Here is a 16,671-nt window from a genome sequence, read left to right as displayed (position 1 = left end):
TGCCCGTTCGGCGTGTCACAGGGGGCGCGCCGAAGATGATCTGGAGGACGTACCGGTGCACATCCAGGAATGGCTGGAGACGATTCCGGCGGTCAGCGTCTATCTCCTGGTGGGGCTGGTCATCGGACTGGAGAGCCTGGGCATCCCACTGCCCGGGGAGATCATCCTGGTCAGTTCGGCCCTGTTGGCCTCGCAGCACGGCGACATCAACCCGGTGGTGCTGGGGCTCTGCGCGATCACCGGGGCCATCGTGGGCGACTCCATCGGCTACGCCATCGGCCGGCGCGGCGGAAAGCCGCTGCTGGAGAAGCTCGGCCGGCGCTTCCCGAAGCACTTCGGGCCGGAACACGTGGCACTGGCGGAACGCTCCTTCGACAAGTGGGGCATGTGGGCCGTCTTCTTCGGCCGGTTCGTGGCGCTGCTGCGGATCTTCGCCGGACCGCTGGCGGGCGTGCTGCGCATGCCGTACTGGCGCTTCCTCGTCGCGAACATCCTGGGCGGCATCCTCTGGGCCGGCGGCACCACCGCCGTCATCTACTCCGTCGGGATCGTCGCCGAGCCGTGGCTGAAGCGGTTCTCCTGGCTGGCCCTGGCGGCGGCCCTGCTCTTCGGGCTGGCGGTGACGCTGGTGGTGCGCGGCCGGATGAAGAAGGCGGCGGCGCAGCTGCGGGAGACGGAGTCGGACGTACCCGCCGGGCGGACGCCCGCGGCCCGGTCCTCCGAGTCGACCGAGCCGTCGGCGGCGCCGGCGTCCTCGGCCTCCTCCACCTCCTCGGCGCCGACCTCGGCGAGGGCGTCGGACTGACGCCCCGACCCGCCGGCCCGCGTCCGCCGGCCCGCCGACGGGCGGTGGGCCGGCGGAACCGCGTCAGGCGTCGGGGGTCACCGAGGCGCGGTGCTGCTTGGCCAGTTCCGTGTACATCAGGGCGTTGACCTTGATCCCCTCGCGCTCCTCCTCGGTGAGCTCGCGCCGCACCTTGGCCGGCACGCCCGCGACCAGGGAGCCCGGCGGGACCACCATCCCCTGCGGGACCAGTGCCTGCGCGGCCACCAGCGAACCGGCGCCGATCACCGCGCCGTTCAGCACGGTGGCGCCCATGCCGATGAGGCAGTCGTCCTCGACGGTGCAGCCGTGCACCACCGCGTTGTGGCCGATGGAGACGCGCGCGCCGATGGAGACCGGGAAGCCGGGGTCCACGTGGATCGTGCAGTTGTCCTGCACGTTGCTGTCGGCGCCGAGCGCGATCGGGCCGCAGTCCGCGCGCAGCACCGCCGAGTACCAGACGCTCGCGCCCGCGGCGAGGGTCACGTCGCCGATCACCGCCGAGGTGGGCGCCGTGAAGGCGGTGGGGTCGATGACCGGCTGCCGTCCGCCCACACCCGCGACGAGTGCCTGGGCCGCCTGCTGCGTCATGTTCTCTTCCCTCTGTTCCGTGGTGTGTGGTCTGCCGCGCTGACAGCACGGTAGGCCACCTCCCTCGGAGGCCCCGGGATGGGGTGAAGATCACGGCGCGGTACCTGCGGCCGGCACGCTACGGTGACCGGGTGCCGAAGAACCAGAACACGTTCTCATCCCTGCGGCGTCGGGTGGTCAACCGCGCCGTCCACGCGGGCTGGCGCTGGATGCAGCGTGCCGGCGCCGTCACCGCCGAGACCCCCGGAAGGCTGCGCTTCGACGCCATCGGGCCCGCCACCCGCCTCGCCTTCCCGCAAGGCACGATCTTCGGCGAACCCTGGATCAGGCTCGGAGACCACTGCATCATCGCCGAACAGGTCACCCTGACCGCCGGGATGATGCCCGACCTCGACCTCGGCCCGGACCCGATGCTCGTCCTCGGCAACGGCGTGGTCCTCGGCCGGGGCAGCCACGTCATCGCCGACACCCGGATCACCATCGGCGACGACACCTTCTGCGGGCCCGGCGTCTACATCACCTCCACCAACCACAGCTACGACGACCCGCACGAACCCGTGGGCAAGCAGTGGCCGCGCAGCGCCCCGGTGGAGATCGGCCCGGGCTGCTGGCTCGGGACGGGCGCGGTGATCCTTCCCGGCGCCCGGCTGGGCCGCAACGTGGTGGTGGCCGCGGGGGCCGTCGTACGCGGTGAGGTACCCGACCACGCGGTGGTGGCGGGGGCGCCGGCGCGGATCGTGCGGCGCTGGGAGCCGGAGACGGGCTGGCAGCCGCCGCTGCGCACACCCACGCCGGTGCCGATAGCGGACGGGGTCACCCCCGGGCAGTTGCGGGCACTGGCCGAACTGGCGGAGGCGGAGCAGCGCACCTCCGAGACCGCGGGCGACCCGGCGTAGCGGGCGCTACCCGGCGGCCAGCAGGACGGTACCCGCCAGGGCCAGTCCGGCGCCCGCCGCCTGTACGGTCCGCAGCCGCTCCTTGAGCATCACGAACGCGGCCAGCGCGGTGATCACCGGGTAGAGCGAGGAAAGCACGGCGGCCACGGTGACCGGGCCGCTCTGCGCGGCGACGGAGTACGTGCCGTTCGCCGCTACGTCCGCGAGGCCAACGAAGGCCAGCGCCGGCAGCAGTCCCCACAGGATCGCGCGCCCGCCGTCCGCCGGAAGGGCGGGGGCGCCGCGCCGGGTCCGGACCCACAGGGCCGCGCCGCCGGCGGCCACGTTCGTCACCCGCTGGACGAAGAGGGCCAGGAACAGGCCGGTGAGGGTGGTGGAGGCGTGCGAGATCAGGGCCATCACCGCGCCGAACCCGAAGGCCGCCACCAGGGTGAGCACGACGGCCCGGCGCTGTACGGGTGCTCCCCGCAGCTCGGGGCCGCCGGCGAGGACGATGCCCCCGACGGCCACGGCGATCCCGGCGAACTGGCCGAGCCCGGGCCGCTCGCCCAGCGCCAGCCCGGCCCCGACCGGCACGATCACGCCGAGCGAACCCAGCGGGGACACCACGCCCATCGGTCCGAGCGCCAGCGCCTCGTAGAAGGCGAGCATCGCCAGGGGGCCGACCAGTCCGGCGCCGACGGCGAACCACAGCTGGGGCCCGGCCTCGTGCCAGGCGCCGGTGCCGAGGACCACCGCGCCCAGCACGACGACGGCGACGAGCTGCGAGACCACGACCACCGTGAGCGCCGGCAGGCGGCGGGTCAGCAGCCCGCCGCCGAAGTCGGCGAGGCCCCACAGCACGGCTGTGGCCAGGGCGAACAGGGTGGTCATGGCAGGACCTCGCAGTACAGTGCATTGAACGGTGAAGTACAGCGCACCATAGTCCATTCCATTGGACTCTGTCAGTCAGAATATTGGACCACGAGTGTGGGGGCGATACGTTGTCGGACCTAGAGGAGCTCACCCAGGCCCTCGCGCGGAACCTCAGGCGATGGCGCGGTGAGCGGGGCTTCACCCTGGAGGCGCTGGCGGCCCGGTCCGGGGTCAGCCGCGGGATGATCATCCAGATCGAGCAGGCCCGGACGAACCCCAGCGTCGGCACCACGGTCAAACTGGCCGACGCGCTCGGCGTCAGCATCACGACCCTGCTCGACCGCGACCGCAGTCCGCAGGTGCAGGTGGTACTGCCGGGGCAGGGGGTGCGGATGTGGTCCACCGAGGGCGGCAGCGGCGCCACCATGCTGCTCGGCGACGACCGGCGCGGGCCGCTGGAGGTCTGGACCTACCTCCTGGAACCCGGCGAGGGCACCGACTCCGACGCCCACCCGTCGGGGACCCTGGAGATGCTCCACGTCACGGCGGGCACCCTCACCCTCCTCGTCGACGGGGAGGCGTACACGGTGCCCGCGGGAGGGGCCGTCTCCTTCGAGGGGAACGTCCCGCACACCTACCGCAACGACGGGACCGAGCCCATGGAGATGACCATGGCGGTCTCGATCCCGCCGGTGACCGGGCCGTGAGGGCTCACGTGCGGTGAACGCGGCCGGCCGGCCGGTCGGGCGGTCAGAGCGCCGGGATCTCGATCGCCGGGCAGCGGTTCATGACCATGTCCAGACCGGCCTCGCGGGTACGGGCGCAGGCCTCCTCGTCGATCACGTCCAGTTGGAACCAGACGGCCTCCGCCCCGACCGCCACGGCCTCGTCGGCCACGGCGCCGGCGAGGGCGCTGTTCACGAAGACGTCGACCACGTCGACCTTGAACGGGATCTCGCGGAGCGAGGCGTAACCCCGCTCTCCGTGCACCGTCTCCGCCTTGGGGTGTACGGGGATCACGCGCTTGCCGTACCGCTGGAGCACGCGGGCCACCCCGTAAGCCGCCCGGTCCTCGTTGTTGGACAGGCCCACCACGGCCCAGGTGTCACCGAGTTCGGTGAGGATCTTGCGGATGGTCGCGGGGTCGCCGTACACGTGTGCCGCCTCCTGCTGCTCCGGTGCTGCGCGCGGCCCGGCCCGATGCCGGCCCGCACGTCGATCAACCGTCGGGACGCGTGTCCGATTCCCGGGCCCGGCGGGCGGCCGGAGAGACCCTTGGCCACGGCTTAGGGTGGGACGGTGACGGCAGACCAGTACGTGACGGTGGCCCGCGAGGGCGTGCACGAGTCCGAGATCAACCGCTCGCGGTTCCTGTGCTCGCTCGCCCCGGCCGCGACCGAGCAGGAGGCGCAGGCGTTCATCGCGCGCATCCGCAAGGAGCACCCCACCGCCTCGCACAACTGCCACGCCTACGTGATCGGCGCCGACGCCTCCGTCCAGAAGGCGAGCGACGACGGGGAACCCGGCGGCACCGCCGGAGTCCCCATGCTCCAGATGCTCACCCGACGCGACATCCGCTACGCGGTCGCCGTCGTCACCCGCTACTACGGCGGCGTGAAACTCGGCGCCGGCGGCCTCATCCGCGCCTACGGCGGAGTCGTCGGCGAGGCGCTCGACGCCCTCGGCACCGTGACCCGCAGGCGCTACCGCCTGGCCACCGTCACCGTCGACCACCAGCGCGCCGGCAAGACCCAGAACGACCTCCGCTCCACCGGGCGCACCGTGGTCGACCTGCGCTACGGAACCGCGGTGGAGATCGAGGTCGCGATCCCCGAGGCCGACCTGCCCGCGTTCGAGGCCTGGCTCGCCGACAGCACCGCGGGCAGCGCCACCCTCACCCTGGGCGGGGAGACGTACGCCCCCTGACTGCGGGACGCGGGCGCCCCGAACACGTCCTTCGCGGGCCCGGTGACCGGTTAGCGTAGAGGGGGCACAGGGCCAGAGGACGACCAGGGGGAGACGGCATGCGCGGCGGGGCCGGCGAGTGAAGTTCCTGCACACCTCCGACTGGCACCTCGGACGCTCCTTCCACCGCGTGAACATGCTCGGAGCCCAGGCCACCTTCATCGACCACCTCGTCGCGACCGTCGAGGAGCACGAGGTCGACGCCGTCCTCGTCGCCGGCGACATCTACGACCGGGCCGTGCCCCCGCTGCCCGCCGTCGAGCTGTACGACCGGGCCCTGCACCGGCTCGCCGCACTCGGCGTACCGACCGTGATGATCTCCGGGAACCACGACTCCGCCCGCCGCCTCGGAGTCGGCGCCGGGCTGATCGACCGGGCCGGGATCTTCCTGCGGACCGACCCGGCGGGCTGCGCCGACCCCGTGGTGCTGTCGGACGCACACGGCGACGTGGCGCTGTACGGACTGCCCTATCTCGAACCGGCGCTGGTGAAGGACACCCTGGGAGCGGACCGGGTCGGTCACGAGGCGGTGCTGGGCGCGGCGATGCGTCGGATCCGGGCCGACCTGGCCGCCCGGGCACCCGGCACCCGCTCGATCGTCCTCTCCCACGCCTTCGTCACCGGGGGGACGGCCAGCGACAGCGAGCGCGACATCACCGTCGGAGGGGTCGAGGCCGTGCCCGCCGACGTCTTCGCCGGGGTGGACTACGCCGCACTCGGCCACCTCCACGGCTGCCAGACCATCAACGAACGGGTCCGCTACTCGGGTTCCCCGCTGGCCTACTCCTTCTCCGAGGCCGACCACCGCAAGACCATGTGGCTGATCGACCTCGGTGCGGGCGGCGAACTGACGAGCGCGGAACGGATCGAGAACCCCGTCCCGCGCCCCCTCGCCCGGATCCGCGGCCGACTGGACGACCTGCTCGCGGACTCCGCGCTCACCCGGCACGAGAACTCCTGGATCGAGGCCACCCTCACCGACCCCGCCCGGCCCGAGGACCCCATGGCGCGCCTCGCCGCCCGCTTCCCGCACACCCTCAGCCTCGCCTTCGACCCCGAGGGCCGCGAGGAGGACGGCGGGATCTCCTACGCCCAACGGCTCAAGGGCCGCAGCGATCAGGAGATCGCCGAGGACTTCGTCGCCCACGTGCGCGGCGGCGGATCCGCCGACGAGGCCGAACGGGTCGTGCTCCAAGGCGCCTTCGACGACGTACGGGCCCAGGCCCGGCACGAGGAGACCGCCCGATGAGGCTGCACCGGCTCAAGGTCACCGCCTTCGGCCCCTTCGCGGAACCCCAGGAGATCGACTTCGACGCCCTCTCCGGCGCCGGCGTCTTCCTCCTGCACGGCCCCACCGGAGCGGGCAAGACCTCCGTCCTCGACGCGGTCTGCTACGCCCTCTACGCCTCCGTGCCCGGCGTCCGCCAGAACCCGGGGAACAGCCTGCGCAGCGACCACGCGGCCCCCGAGACCCCCACTGAGGTCACCCTCGAACTCACCGCGGGCGGACGCCGTCTGGAGATCACCCGGCGGCCCGAACAGGACCGGCCGAAGAAACGCGGCACGGGCACGACCAAGGACAAGGCGCAGAGTTGGCTGCGCGAGTACGACGGCGAGAACTGGACCGCGCTGAGCCGCTCCCACCAGGAGATCGGCGAGGAGGTCGAACAACTCCTCGGCATGAGCCGCGACCAGTTCTGTCAGGTGGTGCTGTTGCCGCAGGGGGAGTTCGCCCAGTTCCTGCGGGCCGGCGCCGAGGCCCGCGGCCGACTGCTCGGGCGGCTCTTCGACACCCGCCGCTTCGCCGCCGTCGAGACGCTGCTCGCGGAACGCCGCCGGGCCGCCGAGGCCAAGGTGCGCGCCGGTGACGAGAAGGTCCTCCACACCGCCCAACGTCTCGCCCAGGCCGCCGGGGACTGCGCCGACCTGCGCTCCTGGCCGCTGCCCCGCCACCAGCCCGGCGACCCCGGGCTCGCCGAGGCGATCCGGGCCTGGGCGGCCGTCGCACGGTGCGCCGCCCGGGAACGGCTGACCGTGGCCGAGTACGCGCTGGCCGCCGTCGAAAGCCGGTACGCCGCCGCCCGGCGGGCCGCCGAGGACGCCCGGGAACTCGACCGGCTCCAGCGCCGGCACGCCGAGACCACCCGCCGGGCCGCCCTGTTCGCCGAGGCCGCACCCGAACGGGAGCGGGTCCGGGCCCTCCTGGACCGGGCCCGTCGGGGTGCCCTCGTCGCCCCCGCCCTGGAACTGCGCGGAGCCGCGGCCGGCGCCCACCTGACCGCCGCCCACGCGGAATCCCTCGCCCGCGCCGAACTCCCCCCGGCCCTCGCCGAGGCCGGCACGGAACAACTCGCCACCGTCGAGCAGCGGTTGCGCGAGGAACTCGGCGCGGTCGGCGCCGCCCAACGCGCCGAGCAGCGCAGCGCCGAGATCGGTCGCGAACGCGCCACCCTCGACCGGGAGTCCCGGGACGCCGACGAGCAACACCAGGAATCCGCCGAGTGGCTCGCCCGCTGGGACGCCACCCGGACCGCGCTGGTCGCCCGCGCCGACGCCGCCCAACAGGCCGCCACCCTCGCCGAACAGCTCGCGGGCCGCCTGGAGCCCGCCCGGATGCACCTCAGCGCCGCCCGGCGACGTGACGCCCTCGCCGCCGACGCCGAAGCCGCCTCGGGCGACCTGCTGGCCGTACGCGAGGAGTCCACCGCCGCCCGGGAACGTTGGCTGGAGCTGAAGGAGACCCGACTGCGCGGGATCGCCGCCGAACTCGCCGCGGCGCTGGTGGCGGGGGAGCCCTGCACGGTGTGCGGATCGGCGGAGCACCCCGAGCCGGCCCGCCCCGCGCCCGGGCACGTCGACCGGGCCGCCGAGGACGCCGCCCACGCCCGCTTCGAGCAGGCCGAGGAACGCAGGGCCACCGTCGAGCGGAGACTGGCCGCCGTGCGGGAGGCCGAGTCCGAGGCCGCCGCCGCGGCCGGGGACGCCACCACCGCCGAACTGCTCGCGCGGAGCGCCGACCTGAGCTCCCGTCACGCGGCCGCCCACGCCGACGCCGCCGGACTGCACGCCGCCCGCGAGCGCCTCGCACGCGCCGAGCAGGAGCACGCCGCGCGCAGCGCCGACCGGCTCGACGCCGAGCGCCGGGCCGCCGCGCGGGCCTCCCGCCGCGAGGCCCTCGAACGGGAACAGGCCTCCCTGGAAGCCGAACTGGTCCTCGTACGGGGCGACGCGCCCAGCGTCGCGGCCCGCGCCCGGATCCTGGAGGACCGGATCCGGATGGTCACCGGCGCCGCCGCGTCCCTGCGCCGCGCCGAGACGACCGCCGCCCGCCTTAAGGAGGCCGACGACCAGCTCGCCGACGCCGCCTTCAAGGCCGGCTTCGACACCACCGACGCGGCGGCCGACGCCGTGCTCCCCGAGTACGAACGCACCGCGCTCCAGCACCGGCTGGACTCCTGGCAGGCCGAGGAGGCCATGCTCGCCGACCGCCGCGGCGAGAGCGAGACCGCCGCCGCGGCGACCCTGCCGCCCGCCGACCCGCACACCGCCGAGGCACACGCGGACGCGGCCGCCGCGAGGCTGCGCACGGCCGGCTCCGCCGTCGACGCCGCCCGGGTGCGCTGCGCCGAACTGGACCGGCTCTCCCGGCAGGCCGAGCAGGAACTGCGGGCCCTGGGCCCGCTGCGCGAGGCCTACGACCGGGTGGCCCGGCTCGCCGGACTCACCGCGGGCACCTCCGCCGACAACGAGCGCAAGATGCGGCTGGAGTCGTACGTCCTGGCCGCCCGACTGGAGCAGGTCGCCGCGGCCGCGACGGTGCGGCTGCTGCGCATGTCCGGCGGCCGTTACACGCTCGTCCACTCCGACGCGAGGGCGAGCGGCCGGGGCCGCTCCGGCCTGGGGCTCCACGTGGTGGACGCCTGGACCGGCATCGAGCGGGACACCGCCACCCTGTCCGGAGGCGAGACCTTCTTCGCCTCGCTCGCGCTCGCCCTCGGGCTGGCCGACGTGGTCACCGACGAGACCGGCGGGATGCGCCTCGACACCCTGTTCATCGACGAGGGGTTCGGCAGCCTCGACGACCAGGCCCTGGACGAGGTCCTCGACGTGCTGGACTCGCTGCGCGAGCGGGACCGCAGCGTCGGGATCGTGAGCCACGTCGCCGATCTGCGGACCCGGGTCCAGGCCCAGCTGGAGATCGTCAAGCAGCGCGGCGGCTCGATCGTGCGCCACCGTACCGGCGGTCTCAGGGGCTGAGGGGCCGCCGTGACAGCGGGGACGAGTACACGATGCTCGTGGTGACGGACCCGAGCCCCGATATCCGGCCGGTGATCTCCTCCAGGTGCCGCATGGAGCGCGCGGCCACCTTGAGCACGAAACAGTCGTCGCCCGTGACGTGGTGGGCCTCCAGGATGTCCGGTGTGGCCTCCAGAAGATCGTTGAACGGCTTGTAGTTGCCGTGCGGATAGCGCAGCCGAACCAGGGCGAGCACGGGTTTGCCCAGTTTCTCGGGATCCACCACGGCCGTGTACCCGGTGATCACGCCCGCCTCCTCCAGCCGACGCACCCGCTCGGTGACGGCGCTCGCGGACATGGACACCGCCCGCGCGAGCTCGGCGAAACCGGCCCGTCCGTTCTCTTGCAGGGCCGCCAGGATGCGCCAGTCGGTGGCGTCGGGGGAATAGTCGGTCATCCCGCAGATGTAGCAGGACAATCCCCGGCGATACAAGAGGAAGGCCGGGGGAACTGCCTTCCGACGCTGATCGGCAGGTCATAGATTCCAGACCATGACGACGACACGGAACACCGCGGCCACCCCCGCCACCACCCACCCCGTGCTCCGGGTCCCCCCGGCGAGCCCGGCCGCGGCGGCCGCCTACTTCGCGGCGAGCCTCGCCTTCCACGCGGACGTCTCCGACGTCGCCGCCGCGGTCAGGGCCCACCACGAGGAGGGCGCCGCACTCGGCTTCCAACTGATCGACTCCCGCTCCACCGAGGCCTGGGACCAGGCCCACGTGCCCGGCGCGATCCACCTGCCCACCGCGCTCATCCCCGGGCAGGCCGACCAGCTCCTGGACAAGGACGTCCCGGTGGTCACCTACTGCTGGGGCCCCGGCTGCAACGGAGCCACCCGGTCCGCCCTGGCGCTCGCCGAACGCGGCTACCGGGTCAAGGAGATGCTCGGCGGCATCGAGTACTGGATCCGCGAGGGCTTCGAGGTCGAGACCTGGGAGGGGAACCGGCAGCGCGCCGAGGCCGACCCGCTGACCGCGCCCACGGACTCCGACGACTGCGGCTGCTGACCTCGCCCGTACGCACCGACGCGACGACGGGCCGCTCACCCGCGCAGGGGTGGGCGGCCCGTCGTCATCCGTGGGCCGCGGCCGGGATCAGAGCTTCGAGAGCTCGTCCACCAGGTCGTCCAGCCCCAGCGAACCCTGCGACAGCGCCGCCATGTGCCACGCCTTCAGGTCGAAGGACTCGCCGTGCGCGGCGCGGGCGTTGTCCCGGCCCAGCAGCCAGGCGCGCTCGCCCAGCTTGTAGCCGATGGCCTGGCCCGGCATCGACAGGTAGCGGGTCAGCTCGCTCTCGACGAAGTCGCCCGGCCGACCGCTGTGCAGGCCGAAGAACTCCTGCGCCAGCTCCACCGTCCACCGCTCGCCCGGGTGGAACGGCGAGTCCGCCGGGATGTCCAACTCCAGGTGCATGCCGATGTCCACGATGACGCGCGCGGCGCGCATCATCTGGCAGTCCAGGTAACCGAGCCGCTGCTCGGCGTCCTTCAGGTACCCGAGCTCGTCCATCAGTCGCTCGGCGTACAGGGCCCAGCCCTCGGCGTTGGCGCTCACCAGACCGACGCTCGCCTGGTAGCGGGACAGCTGGTCCGCGACGTGCGTCCACTGCGCCAACTGGAGGTGGTGACCCGGAACCCCTTCGTGGTACCAGGTCGAAACAAGGTCGTACACCGGGAAGCGGGTCTGGCCCATCGTCGGCAACCAGGTGCGCCCCGGACGGGAGAAGTCCTCCGACGGGTTGGTGTAGTACGGGGCCGCCGCGCCGCCCGGCGGGGCGATCATCGACTCCACCTTCTTGACCCGCTCGGCGAGTTCGAAGTGGGTGCCGTCGAGGTTCTCGATGGCCTCGTCCATGAGGCCCTGCAACCAGGCACGGACCTCGTCGACGCCCTCGATGTGCGTGCCGTGCTCGTCCAGGTGCCGCAGCGCGTCCCACGGGTTCGAGCCCGGCAGGATCTTGTCCGCCTCGGCCTTCATCTCGGCGAGCAGTCGGTGGTACTCCGACCAGCCGTAGGCGTAGGCCTCGTCCAGGTCCAGGTCCGTGCCGTTGAAGTACCGGGACCAGCGCGCGTAGCGCTCGCGGCCCACGGTGTCCGGGGCGTCCGCGACGGCGGGTGCGTACACCTCGCTCATCCAGTCGCGCAGTGCGACGACGGCGGTCGTGGCGGCCGCGGCCGCCTCGTCCAGCTCGGCGCGCAGGGAGTCCGGGCCGTCCGCCGCGAACTTCCCGAAGAAGTCGCGCTCGCCGTCGCCGGCCTGACCGGCCCAGGTGGTGAGCTGGCCGATGAAGGTGGCGGTGGGGCGCGGACCCCCGTACAGGCCCCGGTCCAGGCCCAGTCGCAGGCTCTCGCGGTAGCCGGCGAAGGCGGCCGGGACCGCCCGCAGCCGTTCGGCGATGGCCGCCCAGTCCTCCGCCGTGTCGGCCGGGGTCAGCGTGAAGATCTCGCGGACCGAATGCGCGGGGGAGTGGAGGTTGCTGACCGCGCGGAGGTCCTCGTCGGCCTCGTACACGCCGAGTTCCGCGGTGAGGCGCTCGCGCAGCAGGCGCGCGCAGCGGCGCTCGGCGTCGGTGTCGGCGCCGGGCAGCAGCTCGGCGGCGTCGAGCCGGTCGAGGGTGGTGCGGGCCAGCTCGGCGACGGCCGCGCGACCGGCCGGGGAGAAGTCCGGGAGCCGGCGGGAACTCTCGGCGACGCCGAGGTAGGTACCGGTGATCGGGTCGATGGCGATGAGGTCGTCTACGTACGCGTCGGCGACCTGGCGGGGCAGCCGGCGGGCGCGGTCACTGTGGAGGGTCTCAGACATACGGCCATCTTCGTATGTGAGACGCCCTCCCGTCATCGGAGTTCGCTCTCGGCCTGCGGGCCTCTCGACCCGAGCGTTTCCCGGGAGGTCCGTACGCGACCGGGGGCCGCCCGCACCCGGCGAACGGCCCTCGGTATCGCGTGTCTTCAGCCCTGGAGCCGCCGGGTCTCGTACGCGTGCCGCTCGGTCTCGTACGCGTGCCGCTCGCGCGGGGCCTCGTGGGAGGACGACCGGGAGCCGACGCGGGCGGCGTCCAGCCGGGCCGTGATCACCAGGGTGCCCTCCTCGATCTGGTAGTCGAGGGGCAGCCCGAGACCGCGCATGGCCGCGACCATGCCGGTGTTGGAGGCCTGGGTGACGGCGTACACGCTGTCGCAGCCGGCCTCCACGGCCATCGACAGCAGGCGGCGCAGCAGCTCCGAGCCGATGCCTCGGCGCTGCCAGTCGTCCTCGATGAGCAGCGCCACCTCGGTGTCGTCGCCGTCCCACAACAGGTGGCCGAGGGCGACGAGCTTCCCGGACGCGGTCGTCGCGGCCAACGTGCGACCGAACCGGGGACTCAGCAGGTGGCCGAGGTAGCGATCGGCGTCGCCGACCGGACCGTGGTAGCGAAGGCCCAGCGTGCGCTCGGAGCAACGGTCGTGCATCGCGCGGGCGGCGGCCAGATCGGAGCCGTCGGCCCGCCGCACGGTGATCTCGTTGCCCTCCGGCAACGTCAGCACGTCCTGGCTGCGCGGGACGCGCGGCCCGAGCCGGGCGTCGAGTTCCACCAGGGCCCGGGCGCGGGCGAACTCGGTCGGGGTGAAGGGAAGGTAAGGGCGCTCCACGGTGATCGCGCCGCCCGAAGGGTCGCGCAGCCGCATGACCGTGGCCTCCAGGACCCCTTCGACGGGGGCGTCCGCGCCGGCGTTGGGGCGGCCGGAGAGCGTGGTCGCGGGGATCGAGTGGATCGTGCAGCGGCCGAGCAGTTGGCGCAGGGCGAGCGGCAGCTCGGCGGCGTCCAGCGCGGTGCGGGTGGCGAGTCCGAGCACCCGGGTCGGGGTGTCGACCAGGTCGTGGGCGTCGGCGCGCTCGATCCAGGTGCTGTGCCCGCCGGCCCCGGCGATGGCCCGGGTCAGGTCCGCGGAGGGCAGCCGCTGCGGGGCGCGCAGCAGGAACTCGTCGACCGTGCCGCCCTCGGGGAGGGGGTGGGTCTGCAACGTCAGGATGTCCACGCCGCTGCGGGCGAGCGCGGTGCAGATCGCTGCCAGGCTGCCGGGTTCGTCACGCACCGTGGTGCGCATCCGCCACAGGGCGGGGGTCGCCTTCGGGTCGGCGGTGGAACCGGCGCTCTCCCCGGCGGGTGTGGCATGCGGCGCCGATGCCGCGGCCGGATCGGAGGGCGCGGAGTTTCCCGGAGGGGGCGCATGACTGTGGCGGCGTGCCCACCAGGTGTGGAAGGTGGCCGTGACCAGGAGCGCGATGGCCGAGGCGACCAGCAGGATCGGGCCCCTGGGGCCGTGCACCACGAGATTGGCGATGCCGTCGGCCACCGCGACGGCGCAGAAGAGGGCGGCGAGTTCGACGACGTCACGGCGCCAGTGGTGGCGGTGGGGACGCTGGGCGGAGGCAACATTACGGTCAGTCATGCACACCACTGTGGCGCAGGGGTGTTGCGTGATCACGAACGATCTGTGACCGACTGGTTAAGTGTCGATCCGCTCGGTCTGCCATGTTTCGAGGGGTTTCGGCCGTTGTTTCCGGCGAGGTCACGACTGCCCCACGCGCCCCGGTCGGAGCGTCCTGGCGAAGAGCACCCGACCTCCCTGCTGCCGCAGGCGCACGGTGAGCTCCCCGCTGTCCCCGTCGATGTCGACCTCGCCGTAGTAGGGCGGGTTCTCGGCCGGGGACATGTTGGCCACCGAGGCCGACTGAACGTATGCGGTCCGAGCCCCGAAGGTCGCGTCGAGGCGGCCCGCGGGGAAGGCGCCCGCACCGATCGGGCCGGAGACGAACTCCCAGAACGGCGCGAAGTCCGTGAAGGCGGCCCGCTCGGGCGCGTAGTGGTTGGCGGCCGTGTAGTGAACGTCGGCCGTGAGCCAGACGGTGCCGGTGATGCGTTGGTGCTTGATGTGACGCAGGAGTTCGGCGATCTGGAGCTCCCGACCGAGCGGGGCGCCCGGATCACCCTGGGCGACGGCCTCGAAGTCGGTGGCCCCGTCGGCGACGACGATGCCCAGCGGCATGTCCGAGGCGATCACCTTCCACGTCGCGCGCGAGCGCGAGAGCTCGCGCTTGAGCCAGCCCAGCTGTTCCGGACCGAGAATGCCGATCGGGTCGACGGTCTGGGTGTCGGGGGAATTGGGGTTCCGATAGGTCCGCATGTCGAGGACGAACACGTCCAACAGCGGCCCGTGCCGCATCACCCGGTACATCCGCCCCTCGGCGCCACCACCGCGCAGATCACTGACCGGGAAATACTCCCCGAAGGCCTGACGGGCCCGACCGGCGAGGGTGTCGACGTCCTTGACGGTGTACCGGGGATCCTCGATCCGCTGCCCCGGATACCAGTTGTTGCGCACCTCGTGGTCGTCCCACTGGACCAGCACCGGGACCTGGGCGTTGAAGTCGCGGAGGTTGCGATCGAGCAGGTTGTAGCGGAAGTTCCCGCGGAACTCCGCCAGGGTCTCCGCGACCTTCGACTTCTCCTCGCTGGTGACGTTGCGCCAGACCGTCCCGTCGGGCCGGGGCACGGCGGCCTGGAGGGGACCGTCGGCGTAGATCGTGTCGCCGCTGAAGAGGAAGAAGTCCGGGTCCCGCAGCCGCATCTCGTCGAAGACGCGGTACCCGCCGACCTCGGGATTGATGCCCCAGCCCTGCCCCGCGAGGTCACCGGACCACAGGAAGCGCACGTCGTGGCGGCGGGACACCGGCGTGGTGCGGAACGTGCCGTGCACCGGCTCGCCGGTCCGGCGGGGATCGCCGGGGTCCGCGAGCACGATCCGGTAGTGGATCTGCCGGCCGGGCGGCAGATCGCGCAGGGTGACGGTGCCGGTGAAGTCGGTGGCGGGACCGAGGAACACCCCGCCGTGGCGGCGCACCCCGTACCGGAACGACTCGCTCGGAGAGGTCTCGACCCACATCCGCGCGGCACGGTCGGAGCGCGTCCAGACGGTGGCCGAATGGGCGGTGATCTCCCCGGACTGGGTGCCCCAGAGGGCGTTCGGGCGGCCGGAGAGGACGAGCGCGGGAGCCCGGCGCGGGGCGGCGAACGCCGGCGACGCGAAGGCCCCGGACAGGACGAGCCCGGCCGGAACGGCGAGCGAACTGCCGAGCAGGGAACGTCGGGTGTGCGGCAGGGGTGCCATCGGTGCGTCTCCAGGGACCGGCGGGGGCGGGCCGGACCAGTGTGTCGCCGCACACCGGCCCGGCCGCGTCGCCCACGCGAACCGCGGATGAACAGCCGCCGGCCGCTCACACCGCCCGCTGCTCCCCGCTCCACGCCGTCGCGTCCGGTATCGGGCCCGCCGTACCGCTCGAAGCCCGGCGCGCCGTGTCGAGGATGACCCGGGAGACGAGAGCGGGGTCGTCGTTCATCGGGACGTGCCCACAGCCCGGGAGCCGAACCAGCCGGGCGGCCGGGATCACGCGCTTGGCACGCACCCCCTGCCGCCGCAGGAGGAGCCGGTCGCTGCCGCCCCAGGCGATGGTGACCGGCAGACCCGGCACGTCGTCGGTGAAGAGTACGGATCCGCCCGCCGCCAGGGTCTTCTCGAAGCCGGTGGCGTCGCGCAGGGCGAGGGTCTCGGCCACCACCGCCTCGGGAGAACGCCGGGCCGGGCGGGCGTAGATGGTCCCCGTCAGCGCGGCCCGCCCCGCCCCGCTGCGCGAGAGCCGCTCCAGCGTGGGCCGCGGCAGCGCCCTCGCGCCGACGCGCATCGACCGCAGGGCCGCGAAGGCGTACCGGCGCTCGGACTGCGACCAGAACCCGGCGGGGGACAGGGCGGTCACCGACCGCACGAGGTGCGTGCGCGCCATTTCGAGCGCGAGCAGCCCGCCGAGGGAGTTCCCCGCGACGTGCGGCCGCTCCACGCCCAGTGCCGCGCAGAGCGCGCCGAGGGCCGGGGCGACGGTGGACAGGTCGTACGGGACGTCCGCGGGCAGCGGATCGGAGGCGCCGAAGCCCGGCAGGTCGACCGCGATGACCTCGTGCTCGGCGGCCAGGATGTCGATCACCGGGTGCCAGGCCTGGAGGTGGTGGCCGATGCCGTGGAGCAGGAGGAGCGGCTCGCCGGCGCCCTTGCGCTCGTAGGCGACGGTGGCGGGACGGGGGCCGAGCGGAGAATCGATCGTGAACGAGACCGTGGCGGTCATGCTGCTCCTCGTCGGGCTGGACGCGTGTGAGACAGGCTGTCAGTAATGACTACCGCTCAGTAGCTTCCGCCGGCAAGTCCCCGCCGGGGAT

The 16,671-nt window shown here is 73.3% G+C and carries 15 protein-coding genes; 7 read left to right on the top strand and 8 right to left on the bottom strand.

The window, feature by feature from the left end:
* The first annotated feature begins 55 nt into the window (after window positions 1–55).
* The gene (locus OHA84_RS07380) at window positions 56–805 is read left to right on the top strand and encodes a DedA family protein (RefSeq protein WP_266951632.1); all 750 of its coding nucleotides are present in this window, start codon (window positions 56–58) and stop codon (window positions 803–805) included.
* A 63-nt stretch (window positions 806–868) separates the two neighbouring features.
* Here OHA84_RS07380 and OHA84_RS07375 read toward each other — a convergent pair whose 3' ends face one another.
* Window positions 869–1,414: a gamma carbonic anhydrase family protein gene (locus tag OHA84_RS07375; protein WP_053683228.1), complete on the bottom strand. Its 546-nt coding sequence runs from the start codon at window positions 1,412–1,414 to the stop codon at window positions 869–871.
* 131 nt (window positions 1,415–1,545) lie between these two features.
* Between OHA84_RS07375 and OHA84_RS07370 the strand changes: the two genes are divergently transcribed.
* Window positions 1,546–2,310 (top strand): DapH/DapD/GlmU-related protein, encoded by a 765-nt coding sequence (locus OHA84_RS07370; RefSeq protein ID WP_266951636.1) that lies wholly within the window; start codon window positions 1,546–1,548, stop codon window positions 2,308–2,310.
* Window positions 2,311–2,316: 6 nt separating this feature from the next.
* Here the strand turns inward: OHA84_RS07370 and OHA84_RS07365 are convergent, their stop codons facing one another.
* Complete coding sequence (locus OHA84_RS07365) at window positions 2,317–3,183, bottom strand: DMT family transporter (protein ID WP_053683230.1); 867 nt, start codon at window positions 3,181–3,183, stop codon at window positions 2,317–2,319.
* A 110-nt stretch (window positions 3,184–3,293) separates the two neighbouring features.
* Here OHA84_RS07365 and OHA84_RS07360 point away from each other — a divergent pair, with 110 nt between their 5' ends.
* The gene (locus OHA84_RS07360) at window positions 3,294–3,872 is read left to right on the top strand and encodes a helix-turn-helix domain-containing protein (RefSeq protein ID WP_266972527.1); all 579 of its coding nucleotides are present in this window, start codon (window positions 3,294–3,296) and stop codon (window positions 3,870–3,872) included.
* A 43-nt stretch (window positions 3,873–3,915) separates the two neighbouring features.
* Here OHA84_RS07360 and OHA84_RS07355 read toward each other — a convergent pair whose 3' ends face one another.
* Window positions 3,916–4,320, bottom strand: a complete 405-nt coding sequence (locus OHA84_RS07355) for a CoA-binding protein (protein ID WP_266972529.1) — start codon at window positions 4,318–4,320, stop codon at window positions 3,916–3,918.
* 144 nt (window positions 4,321–4,464) lie between these two features.
* Between OHA84_RS07355 and OHA84_RS07350 the strand changes: the two genes are divergently transcribed.
* The 3 genes from OHA84_RS07350 (at window position 4,465) to OHA84_RS07340 (ending at window position 9,387) form a co-directional block, all read left to right on the top strand.
* Window positions 4,465–5,091 (top strand): YigZ family protein, encoded by a 627-nt coding sequence (locus OHA84_RS07350; RefSeq protein ID WP_266951642.1) that lies wholly within the window; start codon window positions 4,465–4,467, stop codon window positions 5,089–5,091.
* Between the two features lie 118 nt (window positions 5,092–5,209).
* Window positions 5,210–6,379, top strand: a complete 1,170-nt coding sequence (locus OHA84_RS07345; protein WP_266972531.1) for an exonuclease SbcCD subunit D — start codon at window positions 5,210–5,212, stop codon at window positions 6,377–6,379.
* On the top strand, window positions 6,376–9,387 hold the full coding sequence (locus OHA84_RS07340) for an SMC family ATPase (protein WP_266972533.1): 3,012 nt from the start codon (window positions 6,376–6,378) through the stop codon (window positions 9,385–9,387). Before OHA84_RS07345 ends, OHA84_RS07340 begins: the two co-directional genes overlap by 4 nt.
* Here the strand turns inward: OHA84_RS07340 and OHA84_RS07335 are convergent.
* Window positions 9,377–9,823, bottom strand: coding sequence for an Lrp/AsnC family transcriptional regulator (locus tag OHA84_RS07335; protein WP_053683242.1), 447 nt, complete (start codon window positions 9,821–9,823; stop codon window positions 9,377–9,379). The genes OHA84_RS07340 and OHA84_RS07335 overlap by 11 nt on opposite strands.
* A 94-nt stretch (window positions 9,824–9,917) precedes the next feature.
* Here OHA84_RS07335 and OHA84_RS07330 point away from each other — a divergent pair, with 94 nt between their 5' ends.
* Window positions 9,918–10,433 (top strand): rhodanese-like domain-containing protein, encoded by a 516-nt coding sequence (locus OHA84_RS07330; RefSeq protein WP_266951649.1) that lies wholly within the window; start codon window positions 9,918–9,920, stop codon window positions 10,431–10,433.
* An 87-nt stretch (window positions 10,434–10,520) separates the two neighbouring features.
* Here OHA84_RS07330 and OHA84_RS07325 read toward each other — a convergent pair whose 3' ends face one another.
* The 4 genes from OHA84_RS07325 to OHA84_RS07310 all read right to left on the bottom strand — a co-directional run bounded on the left by OHA84_RS07325 (window position 10,521) and on the right by OHA84_RS07310 (window position 16,580).
* Window positions 10,521–12,227, bottom strand: a complete 1,707-nt coding sequence (locus OHA84_RS07325) for a DUF885 domain-containing protein (protein WP_266951651.1) — start codon at window positions 12,225–12,227, stop codon at window positions 10,521–10,523.
* Between the two features lie 146 nt (window positions 12,228–12,373).
* Window positions 12,374–13,855, bottom strand: a complete 1,482-nt coding sequence (locus OHA84_RS07320; RefSeq protein WP_266972536.1) for a GNAT family N-acetyltransferase — start codon at window positions 13,853–13,855, stop codon at window positions 12,374–12,376.
* A 120-nt stretch (window positions 13,856–13,975) separates the two neighbouring features.
* Window positions 13,976–15,574, bottom strand: a complete 1,599-nt coding sequence (locus OHA84_RS07315) for an alkaline phosphatase (RefSeq protein ID WP_266972538.1) — start codon at window positions 15,572–15,574, stop codon at window positions 13,976–13,978.
* 106 nt (window positions 15,575–15,680) lie between these two features.
* The gene (locus OHA84_RS07310; protein ID WP_078999582.1) at window positions 15,681–16,580 is read right to left on the bottom strand and encodes an alpha/beta fold hydrolase; all 900 of its coding nucleotides are present in this window, start codon (window positions 16,578–16,580) and stop codon (window positions 15,681–15,683) included.
* Between the last annotated feature and the right edge of the window lie 91 nt (window positions 16,581–16,671).

The organism is Streptomyces sp. NBC_00513 (assembly GCF_041431415.1).
Lineage (GTDB): Bacteria > Actinomycetota > Actinomycetes > Streptomycetales > Streptomycetaceae > Streptomyces.
Note: the sequence above shows the minus strand (reverse complement) of the source record. Positions and strands in the feature narration are given on the sequence as shown.

Coding starts and splice junctions, on each gene's coding strand:
- OHA84_RS07375 (WP_053683228.1), bottom strand. CDS start 1,414: ATGACGCAGCAGGCGGCCCAGGCACTCGTCGCGGGTGTGGGCGGACGG.
- OHA84_RS07365 (WP_053683230.1), bottom strand. CDS start 3,183: ATGACCACCCTGTTCGCCCTGGCCACAGCCGTGCTGTGGGGCCTCGCC.
- OHA84_RS07340 (WP_266972533.1), top strand. CDS start 6,376: ATGAGGCTGCACCGGCTCAAGGTCACCGCCTTCGGCCCCTTCGCGGAA.
- OHA84_RS07335 (WP_053683242.1), bottom strand. CDS start 9,823: ATGACCGACTATTCCCCCGACGCCACCGACTGGCGCATCCTGGCGGCC.
- OHA84_RS07330 (WP_266951649.1), top strand. CDS start 9,918: ATGACGACGACACGGAACACCGCGGCCACCCCCGCCACCACCCACCCC.
- OHA84_RS07325 (WP_266951651.1), bottom strand. CDS start 12,227: ATGTCTGAGACCCTCCACAGTGACCGCGCCCGCCGGCTGCCCCGCCAG.
- OHA84_RS07320 (WP_266972536.1), bottom strand. CDS start 13,855: ATGACTGACCGTAATGTTGCCTCCGCCCAGCGTCCCCACCGCCACCAC.
- OHA84_RS07315 (WP_266972538.1), bottom strand. CDS start 15,574: ATGGCACCCCTGCCGCACACCCGACGTTCCCTGCTCGGCAGTTCGCTC.
- OHA84_RS07310 (WP_078999582.1), bottom strand. CDS start 16,580: ATGACCGCCACGGTCTCGTTCACGATCGATTCTCCGCTCGGCCCCCGT.